Genomic DNA, 12,674 nt, shown 5'->3' with positions numbered 1-12,674 from the left:
ACGCACCCGCGACTCGGACTGGAGGAGCATCGGCAACCTTGGGCACGGATTGGGAGGGACCCGAACGCAGCGGCCGGTCGCTGCGCATGATGCTGAGTTCCGCCGGGCGGCGGGTGGGCCTGATGCGGAGCTTTCGCGAAGCGGCGGAGGCGCTGGGCATCGACCTTGCCATGTTCGCGTGCGACCTGAAGCCGGACTGGAGTCCGGCCTGTATCGAAGCAGACGGCAGCTTCACCGCGCCGCCTGCGGAGAGCGACGCGTTCATTCCGGCGATGCTGGATATTTGCAGGCGCGAGCAGTTCCAACTGATCGTGCCGACGATCGATACCGAGCTTATCGCCTATGCCAGTGCGCGCGAGCAGTTCGCCGCGATCAACTGTCATGTGGCGGTTTCTGACGCGCCACTGGTCGAGATGGCGCGGGACAAGCTGGCCACGGCGCGGTTCCTGACGGGTGCGGGTCTCCCCTCCCCCGCTACCATATCGGTGGAGGATTATCTGGAGGGATCGGCCGATCTGCCGCTCCCGCTGCTGGCCAAGCCGCGACATGGCAGCTCCAGCCGGGGCATCGGCATGGTCTATGATCGCGAGGAGGTGGCGGCGCTCGACAAGAGTGAACCCTATATTCTCCAGCAGTTTCTGGCGGGGCGGGAATTTACGATCAGCCTCTATTTCGATGGCGCAGGACAGCTGCAATGCGCGGTTCCCCATGAACGGCTGCGGGTACGGTCGGGGGAGGTTGAGAAAGGCGTCACTGTGCGGGATGCCGTCATCCAGGACTTAGCCTGGCGGTTGGGCTCCGCCCTTGATGGCGCGCGCGGGGCGATGTGCTTTCAGCTTCGGGTGGATGGGGACGGGAACGCTTCCATTTTCGAGATCAACGCCCGTTTCGGCGGGGGCTATCCATTGGCGCATCGGGCGGGGGCGCGGTTTGCGCAGTGGATGCTGGAAGAACGGCTGGGACTGCCGCGTACGGCGCATGATGGCTGGCAGGACAATGTCCTGATGCTGCGTTTCGATGATGCCGTTTTCGTCTGAAAGCACCCGGTTCGAGCGCGTCATCGTCTTCGATCTGGACGACACGCTCTATCTGGAGCGCGACTATGTGCTGAGCGGGCTAAGGGCCGTGGGGCAATGGGCGAGCAACGCGCTGGGCATCGACGGGCTGGGCGAGGTGATGCGCGCGCGGTTCGACGCGGGGCGTCGCAGCCAGATATTCGACGACAGCTTGCAGGAGATGGGCCTCGCGCCGTCGCCCCCTCTGATCGCGCGGATGTTGGCTACTTACCGGCAGCACCGGCCCGACATCTGCCTTGCGCCCGACGCGAAGCGGTTCCTTGCGGGGCGTGATGGCAGGACGGGCTTTGCGGTGATCACCGATGGCTTCCTCGACGCGCAGAGGCGCAAGATCAGGGCGCTGGGCCTATATGGGCGTGGCATCCACCTTGGCATATGCACCGACAAATGGGGGCGCGAGTGCTGGAAGCCTAACCCGCGCGCGTTCGAGCATGTCGAGCGGATTTTCGGCCGGTCGGGCGGATCGCTGACCTATGTCGCGGACAACCCGTCGAAGGATTTCACCGCGCCCCGGTCACGCGGGTGGCGGACGGTGCAGATTGCCCGGCCCGACCGTATCCACAAGTTCGGCATGCATGAGGGCGTGAAGGCCGATCGGATCATCGAGACGCTGGAAGAGCTTTGACGAGCGCCTCTATTTCCGAGTTTCTTCCACCGTCCAAGGGGCGACATTGATCGCCCGGCGCAGGCACAGCGTCAGGCTGCCCAGCCAGATTACGCCGAACAGCAGATGGGCGATGTTCGCGCCCATCGCTCCGACCGACGGAACCAACGAAAACACGGCGCAATAGAAGGCGAGCGTGCATGCCATGACCGTGCGGAGAAGTGCGCGCTGGTCGCCCAGGGCGAGCAGCCCGGCGCGGCTGGCGGACCCGCTGATCGCGAAAGTGACCGCGAGGATCTGCACGGTGAGCAAGGGAACGGCTCCGGCAAAATGCGGCCCGACCGCAAGGCGCATCAAAGGCCCGCCCACCAACAGCATGGCAACGAAGCAGAAGACGCCAAAGGCCCCCAGCAGCAATTCGGTTTGAACGAGCACGCGAACGAAGGCGTGGCGCTTGCCCGCCGCCACCAACCGGCTGAGATCGGGATAGACCACGGCCTGCACCTGCGCGCCGACCTGGAGAAGTATGCGACTGATGCGTTTGGCGATATGGAACAGGCCCGCGCTTGCCGGATCGGCGAGCCATCCGACGATCAGCGTGTCCACGACCTGCACGCTCGACCAAAGGGTGAGCGAAAGGTTCGACCCGAGCGCGAAGCGCCAGATGTCGGGAAAACGGCCGGTGATCCCTTTCGCCCTTGCTCTTAGCAGTTGACGAAATCCAGGCTGGGGCAAAAAGCGCATGGCAAAAACGAAATTGGCAATCGAGCCCAAAATCTGGGTGATCGTCCATATGAGGATGATCTGGAGCATGCCCGCGCCCGCCAGATAAGCAACTGCCACGCAAAGGAGGCGGACGAACGCGTTCGCGACCTGAATCTGCGCCACCGTCCGATATTGGCCCGCAAGCCTGAATATGGCGGTTGAGACACCGTTGAAGTTGAACAGCAGCGAGGTGGCGAACAGCAGTGTGTAGCCCACGTGTTGGAAGGAGAAGCCGAACAGATAATGTCCGGCGATCGTCAGCACGCTCGCTATCGCCCAGGCCGCGATGCTGCCGCCGATATCGAGCAGCCAGCCGAATTTGAGCAGCGCGAAATAAGAAACCGGGTCTGTGTGAGGATCGATGGTTGCCCCGCTGCGGATCAGCGGTTGCCACGATTGAAAGCTGAGCAGACGCTCACACGCTTGGCCGAGCGTCAGGATCATGGCGAAGATGCCATAAGCAGCCGGACCCAAAAGCCGCGCGACCAGTGCAATGGACAGAAGCGTCAGCGCCAGTGTCGCGGCGGTGCCGGACAGAAGATGGAAGACGGCCCGCGCACGCCGATGAGCCAGCGCATCGCGCAACCGAATCGCGGAAAAGGTCATCTTCAATCGAAATCCCACCGCATTCATCGGCACGCCACCTTCAGTCCTGTTTTTCGAGACTTATGATGGGACCGAAGCAGGAAAGACGCAGCTTCTCTGTCGTCTTAACTCCGAATAGCCGGTGCGGGGGAAGAATTGCGAAACGGGGCCGCACGCTCACCCGCAGGCAAGCGGTGCCCCGTTCCGGCAGTCGGCAAGGCGATCAGGCGAAGATAAAATCCGCAGCCGTGAAATTATGGGCGGTCAACGTCCCGAGGGGATCGGCAATGTCGATGCTGAACTTCACCCCGGAAGAGGTCACGACATCCAGCAAGACGTTGCCCGAGGCTCCATCATGCGCGAACACCGTACCCGGCGCCCCGCCCGCGGCATATTTGGTGACGCCAAGCTTTTCCAGCACGATGCGGTCGGCGCCGTCCTGGAAATCCTCTATCCGGTCGCCGCCATCCAGCGCGCCCGCGCCCTTGAACACGAACCAGTCGGCGCCCGCGCCACCCCATAGCCTGTCGGCGCCCAGATCGCCGGCGAGCTTGTCGATCCCGGCATCGCCGTGCAGCTCGTCGGCACCGTCGCCGCCCAAGAGCAGGTCGTCGCCATCGCCGCCGAACAGAATGTCGTTTCCAGCCTCGCCATTCAGGGAATCCGCGTCCTTGCCGCCGTCGAGGAAGTCGTTGCCGCCGCCTGCTTCCATGTTGTCCCGGCCATCGCCACCGTAAAGCTGATCGACGCCGATTTCGGAATCCAGAATATCGTCGCCGCTGCCGCCCGACAGATAGTTGTTGCCGTCGCCGCCATCGACCCGGTCATTGCCATTGCCACCATAAACATGGTCGTCGCCGGACTGCCCCTTCAGCTTGTCGTTGCCGTCTTCACCATAGATCCAGTCGTTGCCAGCCCCGCCCGCCACAGCCTGTGTCGTCAGCTTGCCAGTGGCCGGATTGATTTCGTTCAGGAACCCGTCATCGCCAGCGCCAGCGTAGATGATGTCATCTCCCGCGCCTCCATCGATATAGTCGCGCCCCCCGCCTGCAAGGATGGTGTCATTCCCGGCATCCCCCAATATCTGGTCGTGCCCGTCCAGCGTTTCGATGCGATCGTTGCCATCCCCGCCGACGACGATGTTGTTGCCCAGGCCGCCATAGATACGGTCGTTACCGAGACCGCCGTCGAGCGAGTCATTGCCGTCCTCTCCCCAAAGCTGATCATCGCCCGAACCGCCCTTGAGGAAGTCGACGCCCGCTTCCCCATGAAGCACGTCGTTGCCATCATTCCCCTCAATATAATCGTCGCCTAACCCGCCCCACAGCTGATCATTGCCTGCGCCACCGAATATATAGTCGATTAAGGATGTTCCCTTGATGACGTCGTTTCCGACAGTCCCGTAAAACTTCGCCATTTCACTCGCTCCCAGTGGAGGCCCTACGCGCATGAAAATGGCGCGGGGCCGACGTAACTGTCCCACGCTAATATAAATGATAGGTTGATTGAAACCGCCGGGCGGGCGCGGATTCCGGCGAGTCCGGGAGCACGCGAAAGCCCATCTGGAGCCGCGCTTGCGACATTATGCGTTTTAGCGCAGTGACTTCCCCGGACAAGACTCCAGTTCGCACGCCTCAGGGCGCGCGCGCCGATAAATAATCAGCGTCGTCTAAAAGTGGCAAAAACAGGCTGCGCCGTTCAGATAGCGACAGGCCTGGTTGAGCTTGCCCCGGATTGGCGCGGGGCGATCGCCTCCATCGCTGCGCGCTCCCATTGGACAAGGACGCGGTCGACGGTGAAACGCTGAGAGGCGGCCCGCGCCCCTTCGGACAGGCGGCGGCGCTGATCGGGGTCGGCGCACAAGGCGGCGATGGCCGCGCCAAGAGCGGACACGTCGCCATCCGGAACCAGCAGGCCGCTGATCCCGTCGGCGATCATTTCGCCGGGGCCGAAGCGGCAATCAAAGGAAATCACGGGGACGCCCGCCGCCATCGCTTCGCCCACGACGATCCCCCACCCTTCAAAGCGGGAGGAGAGGACGAAGATGTCGGCTTCACGCAGCCAGCCACCATGATCCTGCGTGACGCCCGGCATCAACACCCGGTCTTGCAGGCCAAGCGCGTCCCGCTGCGCTTCGAGCTTCGCGCGCTCCGGCCCCTCCCCCCAGATGGTGAGCGACCAGTCGGGGATGAGGGGGGCCGCGCGGGCGAAGGCATCCAGCAGCAGGTCGAACCCCTTTTGCGGCACCAGCCGCCCGACGGCGACGACCTGCCTGCCGCAGGGGCGCGCCTTATCAAGCGTGATCGGAGCATAGGTGGGATTGGGAATGACCCACTGGCGGGGACGCATGACCTTGGGGAAATATTGCATCGCGCCTTGCGTCATCGTCACCAGCCCATGCGCGCGGGCATAGGTGTAGCGGCGTAGAGCCGACCAGAAGGCGCCGGGTCGTTGCTGCGCAGGATTGTTGCGTTCCGACACGATCACCGGGATGCCGAGCGGCTTTGCGGCAAGAACGGTGACGACGTTGGTGCGCGTCAGGAAACTGATGATCAGGTCCGGGCGCGTGCTTGCCAGTGCCTTGCGGAGCGCGCCGATGCGATTGAAAACCGCGAGGGCGGATCGCAGCACCGGCAAGCGCCCGACGGGAAAGCCCAGCTGCGTGATGCTGACCGCCGGATCATGCGCATAATAGGGGCGCGCTCCGGGCTCTTCGAAGGCGAACAGACTGACCGTCCAGCCCGACCGGCTGAAATGATTGCACAGCAGGCTGACGATATGTTCCGATCCTCCAGCACGCAGGCCGGGCAGAATGAAGGCGATGTGCGGCTTGCCTCCGCCTGAGGCATCCGTCCGGATCGGCATTGTCATCCGCGCACAGTGAAGCCTTGGCCGCGTCAAATCCATGGGACATGCGGATTATCGCCAGTTGGTCGCGGCGGCCAAGCGGCTTAGCCAGAACCGCAGGCCGCTCGCATTTGGGCTAATCCCTATTGGCCTGCGTCATAGCCAAGCGCCCACTTCATGCCGCCGCCACACATTGTAGGCTCAACGGCTATGATAGTAGCAGCAACAGAATTTTTCTCGCACCCGGCAGAAGCCCTTCCGCAACAGGTGGAAGACGCCTTCTTCAGTTCCATCAAGAACCCGAACAACACGTTCAAATGCACTTGGGGCGGGCGGTTCGGCGCGCTTGACGGCCGTCTGGTGGAAGCGGTCAAGGCACGCGGGCTGGATGTGCGGGAAGTACTGGACGTCGGCGTATCGTCGGGGACGACCACGCTGGACCTGTGCGACGCCTTTGCACGCGAGGGATACCGGCCGCGCATCACCGGCACCGATTACGCCATCCATGCGTGGATCGTCCCGCTGGGCAAAAGGTGCGCGGCGCTGCTGAACCCCGAAGGTCAGCTGTTGCAGGTCGACCTGTTCGGCCGGTCGATACAGCCATGGCGGCGCCGTCTGGATTATCTGACCGGCATGTGGCTGGTGCGGCCGATCCTGTCCCGCATCGTCGGCGGTCTGGCGGCACGCAGGCTGCGCCAGGGTGCGGGCGTCAGGAAGGTCGAACTTGTCAGCCCGCGCGTCCGCAACCATGGCCTCATGACGATTGTCGAGGATGATGTGCTGACCCCGCGTGACGGTTTCGGCCGCCGTTTCGATCTGGTGCGGGCCGCCAACGTCCTCAACGAAAATTACTTCGCCGAGTCTGAACTTCGGAAGGCGTTGGATAATCTTCGTTCCTATCTCAAAGGCCCAGGATCGCTGCTGTTCATCGTGCGCACGCGGATGTCCGGGGACCATCATGGGACGCTGTTCGCCATGAGCGACAGTGGTGCCCTGGAGGTGGTGGAACGGATCGGTGCCGGATCGGAAATAGAAAAGTTGCTGACCACAATGTGAGCGGCACGGCTTCAGGAGCCCCCATGAAGATTCTCCACGTCATAACCGCTTTGAATGTCGGGGGCGCGGAAACCATGCTCGCCAAGCTGGTGGATCATGAACACAGGCAGGGCGGCGCGATGCAGCCGTCGGTCGTGTCGTTGATGCCACCGGGTGTCGCTGGAGACCGCATCCGCGCGAGCGGCGTGCCGCTTCATCATTGCGGCATGAGGAGGGCCATCGACCTGCTGCCGGGGCTTGCCCGCCTTCGCGCCGTCATTCGGCAGGAAAGGCCAGCGGTCATCATGGCGTGGATGTATCACGCCCATCTCGCCACCCGGCTGGCGACACTGGCGAGCGCGGACACTGTGCCGGTGATCTGGAATGTGCGCCACAGCATCGATGAACTGTCGCAGGAAAAGCCCCTGATGCGGGTCATCGTGCGGCTAGCCGCCGCATGTTCATCCTGGCCGCGCACGATCATCTATAACTCCCATGCGGCGGCGGCGCAGCATCAGCGGCTGGGTTTTCACGCAGAAGATATGGCGGTCATCCCCAATGGGTTCGATTGCGAACTCTTCCGCCCGCGCGAAGAGGCTCGCGATGCGCTTGTTCGCGATCTGGGGATTGCACCGGGCGCGCTGATCGTCGGGATGGCGGCGCGCAATCATCCGATGAAGGATGCGGCCAATCTGGTCGAAGCGGTGCTACGTGCGCGCGAGCGTGGCACGGATGTGCACCTGCTGCTGACGGGTCAAGGCATGGACGGACCCAGCGGTCCGCTTGCGCGTCTGCTGGCGTCCATGCCCGCCGATCGCCTGACCCTGCGGAGCCATGACCGGAATCTTGAGACATTGCTGCCCGGCCTCGACATAGTCGCACTGCCTTCGGCCTGGGGTGAAGGCTTTCCCAATATACTGGGCGAGGCGATGGCGTGCGGCGTGCCCTGCATCGCGACCGATGTCGGGGACAGCGGCTGGATCGTCGGCAAAAGCGGGATGGTCGTTCCGCCACGCGACCCGGCGGCGCTTGCCGAGGCGATCATGGCGATGGACCGGCTGGGTTCCGATGGGCGCCACCAATGGGGTGAGATCGCCCGCACGCGCGTGCAGGAGCAGTTTTCGATGGGCCAGATCGCGGCGCGCTACCACCAGCTTTACCGGGATGTATCTGGTTCCTCCTTTCAGGAACGGGGAGCCCCCGCCTCGCCACGCCGCGCACAGGTGATGTGAACATGTTGCAGGTCTTGCCCGCCTCCCCCCTCTGTCCGGAACCGCCGCGACACTGGACCGCGAAGCTGGAAGCGCTGCCCCGGCGCGCATCTGCTTCCCCTTTGCCGGGGGCGCCATGGGAGGCAGCCATATTTCCGCGACCAAGCTCATCCATCAGCTGGATCGGAGCCGCTTCTCGCCCCTCATCGTCCTGCATTATGGATCGGGGCAGTTCGGCGATTTCCTGCGATCCGAGGGGCTGGAGTTCGACACTCTGCCCGATACCCGATTCTTCGGCGAATCGCCTGGCGTTCCCAAAGCGGGAGGCAAGGCGGAGACGGTGAGCGCCTTGATCGATCAGTGGCGCATGACCCGTTTTCTGAGGCTGAACGACGTCCGGATCGTCCATACCAATGATGGGCCGATGCATATGTCCTGGGCACTGCCCGCGCGTCTGGCGGGGGCCAAGATGCTGTGGCACCATAGGGGCAGTCATGATGCCCGAGGCGTCCGCTTCGTCGCCCCCTTCGCGGCGGATCGCATCGTCGGCGTATCCGCCTATGCCTTGTCCGAGGTGCGCCGTCGAAAGCGCGCGGCGCGCAAGACTTCCGTCATCTACAGCCCCTTCGATGCCGACGCGGCGCCGATTGATCGGGCGCAGGCGCATCTGGCGCTGACATCGGAGCTGGGGGTAGATCCTGCCACCCGCCTTCTTGGTTTTTTCGGCCATTTCATCGACCGCAAAAGGCCGCTGATGTTCGTGGAAACGCTGGCACATATTGTCCGGAAGCGGCCCGATCTTCCGGTGATGGGGTTGATGTTCGGATTGCCGCTGACGGACGGGATAGAGGAACAGATCAACGAAAAAGCCAAAGCGCTGGGCGTAAGCGATCGCCTGCGCCTCATGGGCTTTCGCTATCCCTCCGCCGCGTTGATGGCGGGCTGCGACATTCATGTGGTGACGGCCGTCAACGAGCCCTTTGGCCGGTCCCTGATCGAAGCCATGCTGCTCGGCACGCCCGTAATTGCTGCCGCATCGGGCGGTAATATCGAAGCGATCGACCATGGCGTGACGGGCATGCTGGTCGAACCCGATGATCCCGCCACCATGGGGCGGGCCATCGTCGAGCTGCTCGATTGTCCCGATCGCCTGACGGCGATCGCCGCGCAGGCGCAGATCCTGGCGAACCGCCGTTACGGCGTGGAGCAGCATGCGTCGCAAGTGTCCGCAATCTATCAGTCGCTCCTCGGGACGGGGCCGCGCCGGAACCGGAGGCGATGGTGAGTTCGAATGCGGTGGCCGCCCTGGGTGTCGGGATCGCCGCGCTACTGGTGGCTCCGTTTGTCACGCCTTCCGATATCGTGCGGCAATTGACGGGCACCGGCAATTCCGACGGAACTTCAGTATTGCCCGAAGTACCCGGCGCCGAAGCATTCCCCGGAGCCGAAGGCTTTGGCCGACGGACCCGTGGCGGACGTGGCGGCGTGATCATGCCGGTCACCACGCTGGCGGACCACGGCTCCGGTTCCCTGCGCGCATGCATAGAGGCCAAAAAGCCGCGCGTGTGCATCTTCCGCGTCGCTGGCGTGATCCGTTTCACGACGGATCGGCCCGTGATCCGCCATCCCTATATCACCGTCGCCGGTCAAACCGCGCCTGGGGGCGGAATATTGATCACCCATGCGGGAGGCGAAAGCGGCAACACCCCGATCGTTGCCAAAAATACGCATGACGTGATCATTCGCCATATCCGCGTACGAACCGATCTCAACGGGAATGCTGCCGCCAGCAACGGATCATTTCTTTTTGAGAACAGCCACAACATCATCTTCGATCATGTCAGCGGTGCCTGGGCATTAGGTCAGATCATCGGCGGCTTTGGCGTGAACGACAATATCACAATGTCCAACTCCATCTTTACAGAGGGCATTTCCCGGCGGAGCAAATGCGCGATGCTCGCTTTCGACCCGCGGGAGCCGCAGAAGGTCAGCTTCATCCGCAACCTGTGCGCTCATAATGGAAGCAGAAGTCCGGACGTGAATTTCACGCCCAAGTCATGCGTGGAGATCGTCAACAATATTCTTTATAACGCCAGGTCGCAATTCACCCGCGTGCAGGAAATCTATGGCGGAACGCCCGTCAACATCGTCGGCAACTATTACAAAAACGGTCCAGACGGCACGGACAAGATTGCTGCAATAGATCGTGATGTGGGCGCCAGCACGGGCCAATCGGAAATATTCATGGCCGCCAACAGGCTGGATCAGGTCAAGGTCATGACGACCCGCGCCGCAGCCGCTGCGCGTGTGGGGCGGCCCGTCTGCCCCCTCAGCATGAAGGTCGCCTCACCCGAAAAGGCCTATATCCAGGTACTGGACGGCGCTGGAGCATTTCCGCGAGATGCGCTCGACCTACGTACCGTCAGCGATGTTCGCAACCGGACAGGGAATATCCTGCGTAACGCAAGAATGCGAAACGGACCACGCCCGCTACCCCGGATTGCGTCCGGAACGCCCTATGTCGATCTGGATGAGGACGGGATGGCCGACAGCTGGGAGCGGGCCAATGGCATGAACGCCCGGCGCAATGATGCCTGGCAGGATGCCGACCATGACAATTGGCTGAATCTGGACGAATTCCTGGATTTTGCCCATCGCGAAGTCATGGCCGGGCGGCAGATACGCTGATCCTCTATCCAATCAATATTGCAGGCGGATTTCCGCGCCGACAATCGAGCGGTCGAAATCATCGAACGCTCTTGTGCTGTCGCGATTGGCGATGCGTCCTGTGAGCGCGAAGGAAATATTGCGGTTCACCAGATATTCGACTTCGGCCACACCGGCGATCGTCCGTTCGTGCTGGCCCGAACCGATGAAACTGCTGCGGCGGTACAGCACGGAAGCCTGCCAGCGCAGATTGTGGTAAATCTCATTCTGCACACCCAGACGGAACCTCGTGTCAGTACGCGACTGCGCGCCGGTGCGGACGGTGGCAACATCACCCCGGAACCCGTCGAGCGTGACCGCCCATCTGGGCGACGGCGTATAGGTCAGCCCGGCCGAAACCGACAGGCCGGTCCTGCTGTCAAATAGCGCGTCGTCGGGGTTGAAGCGGAACACGCCGACTGAGGCTTCGCCACGAATCAGGCCGCCGGGTTCAAAGGCCACCCCCGCCCGTGCGCCATAGGTTTTTGAATCGCGGTCCACACCTGACGCGTCCACCGGCAACCGGAACTCGCGTCTGGTGATAAAGCCTTCTCCAAAGACATTCATCATGCCGCTGACCCGATATCCCAACCGGGCAGAGCCGGAATATTGGTCGAAGTCGCGTTCGGCATCGACGGCGGCCAAGGCGTTGTTCTTGAGCCAGGTGCCCTTCACGCCGAGATTGAAGCGGGCGCCCTGATGCGTATAGCCAAGGTCACTTTGCCACTGGTCATATCTGCGCGGCGGCGTGCCGACGCCCGTGCGGGATTCAGGTTCGCCGCGGTCCTCGACCAGCCGCATCCAGCCCGCGCTAGCGGTGATATTATCGGCGCCCGACAGGTGATACACGCCGCCGATACTGGTATTTATGCCCTCGGAATTTTCACTGTCATTCTTGAAATAGCGCCGGATTACCCCCCGCGCCTGCGCCGCCAACTCGAATTTGCTATCGCTCAGCCGCAGGTTGAGCCACGGCGAGATGGTCAGGCGCTCATCGTCGATTTCATTTGATGACAGGGCGTAGATGTTGGAATCATATTCAAGCCGGGCATCCGCGCCGAGATAAGCCGATATCCTCCCCAACTGTACCGCCTTCGCCTCATATTCCTCCGGCGTTTCCAGCAACGGCGTGGCTCGATCCAGCTGCTGTGCGGCAGCGGGAAGGGCCATGCCCGTCAAAATGACGCATGAGCAGAAGGGGATGAGGCGCTTTGCTGTCAAAACCATTTCTCCACGACTTTGATGGTGTCACCCGGCTGGATCGGCGTATTTTCGGAAGCCTTGGCGGTGGACGCTTGACCATTCACCTGACGGATGATGGCAACCGTGTTGCGATTGGCGCGGAATGTGTACCCGCCTGCCACCGATACTGCGGTGACGACCGTCATGCCGGGGCGATAGGGATATTCGCCGGGGCTACGCACTTCACCAAGGATGTAGATGGGCCGCAGCTTCACCGGCTGAACACTGACGGCGGGCGAGACCATCAGCCGTTTTTCCACCAGCAGGGCGGCGATGCGCTGTTCCAGTTCGGGGATGGTCGATCCCCTGACCGGAATCCCGCCCATCAGCGGCAACGTCAGTTCGCCGCGATCATTGACGACGAAGGCCGTGCTATTGTCGATTTCGGTAAAGCCGGGGACGATGATGCGAAGTTCATCACCCGGGCCAAGCCGATATTGATCGGCGTTGGCAGTGGAAACAGCAGGCAGACCGGACACAGAGCCGGTACAGGCCGAAAGCGCGAGCATCAGGGAAATGCCGATAGAGTGAACTAGCCGCATGACCACCTCCCATTTCCTGGCCACTTCTGGCCATTTTTGTTACAGTTTCAGAACAGAAATA

General features: G+C 62.5%; 11 protein-coding genes. 6 read left to right on the top strand and 5 right to left on the bottom strand.

The features are described 5' to 3' along the window. The first annotated feature begins 38 nt into the window (after positions 1–38). Complete coding sequence (locus ACWNC0_RS08505) at positions 39–1,037, top strand: ATP-grasp domain-containing protein (RefSeq protein ID WP_449470928.1); 999 nt, start codon at positions 39–41, stop codon at positions 1,035–1,037. Further along, the gene (locus ACWNC0_RS08500) at positions 1,018–1,701 is read left to right on the top strand and encodes an HAD family hydrolase (RefSeq protein ID WP_449470926.1); all 684 of its coding nucleotides are present in this window, start codon (positions 1,018–1,020) and stop codon (positions 1,699–1,701) included. The genes ACWNC0_RS08505 and ACWNC0_RS08500 overlap by 20 nt, the downstream gene beginning before the upstream one ends. Before the next feature lie 9 nt (positions 1,702–1,710). Here the strand turns inward: ACWNC0_RS08500 and ACWNC0_RS08495 are convergent, their stop codons facing one another. The 3 genes from ACWNC0_RS08495 to ACWNC0_RS08485 form a co-directional block, all read right to left on the bottom strand. Then, positions 1,711–3,051 carry a lipopolysaccharide biosynthesis protein gene (locus ACWNC0_RS08495; protein WP_449470924.1) on the bottom strand — a complete coding sequence of 447 codons (1,341 nt, stop codon included), beginning with the start codon at positions 3,049–3,051 and terminating at the stop codon, positions 1,711–1,713. A 202-nt stretch (positions 3,052–3,253) separates the two neighbouring features. Next, positions 3,254–4,447, bottom strand: a complete 1,194-nt coding sequence (locus ACWNC0_RS08490; protein ID WP_449470922.1) for a calcium-binding protein — start codon at positions 4,445–4,447, stop codon at positions 3,254–3,256. A 281-nt stretch (positions 4,448–4,728) separates the two neighbouring features. Beyond that, positions 4,729–5,901, bottom strand: coding sequence for a glycosyltransferase family 4 protein (locus ACWNC0_RS08485; protein WP_449470920.1), 1,173 nt, complete (start codon positions 5,899–5,901; stop codon positions 4,729–4,731). A 186-nt stretch (positions 5,902–6,087) separates the two neighbouring features. Between ACWNC0_RS08485 and ACWNC0_RS08480 the strand changes: the two genes are divergently transcribed. The 4 genes from ACWNC0_RS08480 (at position 6,088) to ACWNC0_RS08465 (ending at position 10,811) form a co-directional block, all read left to right on the top strand. Then, the gene (locus tag ACWNC0_RS08480; RefSeq protein WP_449470918.1) at positions 6,088–6,933 is read left to right on the top strand and encodes a hypothetical protein; all 846 of its coding nucleotides are present in this window, start codon (positions 6,088–6,090) and stop codon (positions 6,931–6,933) included. A gap of 23 nt (positions 6,934–6,956) precedes the next feature. Then, complete coding sequence (locus ACWNC0_RS08475; RefSeq protein WP_449470917.1) at positions 6,957–8,144, top strand: glycosyltransferase; 1,188 nt, start codon at positions 6,957–6,959, stop codon at positions 8,142–8,144. Positions 8,145–8,259: 115 nt separating this feature from the next. Next, the gene (locus tag ACWNC0_RS08470) at positions 8,260–9,408 is read left to right on the top strand and encodes a glycosyltransferase family 4 protein (RefSeq protein ID WP_449470916.1); all 1,149 of its coding nucleotides are present in this window, start codon (positions 8,260–8,262) and stop codon (positions 9,406–9,408) included. Beyond that, complete coding sequence (locus ACWNC0_RS08465; protein ID WP_449470915.1) at positions 9,402–10,811, top strand: pectate lyase; 1,410 nt, start codon at positions 9,402–9,404, stop codon at positions 10,809–10,811. Before ACWNC0_RS08470 ends, ACWNC0_RS08465 begins: the two co-directional genes overlap by 7 nt. A gap of 12 nt (positions 10,812–10,823) precedes the next feature. Here the strand turns inward: ACWNC0_RS08465 and ACWNC0_RS08460 are convergent, their stop codons facing one another. Both ACWNC0_RS08460 and ACWNC0_RS08455 read right to left on the bottom strand, forming a co-directional pair. Next, on the bottom strand, positions 10,824–12,050 hold the full coding sequence (locus ACWNC0_RS08460) for an outer membrane beta-barrel protein (RefSeq protein ID WP_449470914.1): 1,227 nt from the start codon (positions 12,048–12,050) through the stop codon (positions 10,824–10,826). Continuing rightward, positions 12,047–12,613 carry a polysaccharide biosynthesis/export family protein gene (locus ACWNC0_RS08455; protein WP_449470913.1) on the bottom strand — a complete coding sequence of 189 codons (567 nt, stop codon included), beginning with the start codon at positions 12,611–12,613 and terminating at the stop codon, positions 12,047–12,049. Before ACWNC0_RS08455 ends, ACWNC0_RS08460 begins: the two co-directional genes overlap by 4 nt. Between the last annotated feature and the right edge of the window lie 61 nt (positions 12,614–12,674).

The sequence above is a fragment of the Sphingobium chungangianum genome, from assembly GCF_977014255.1.
This window is presented reverse-complemented; position numbering and strand designations above follow the sequence as displayed.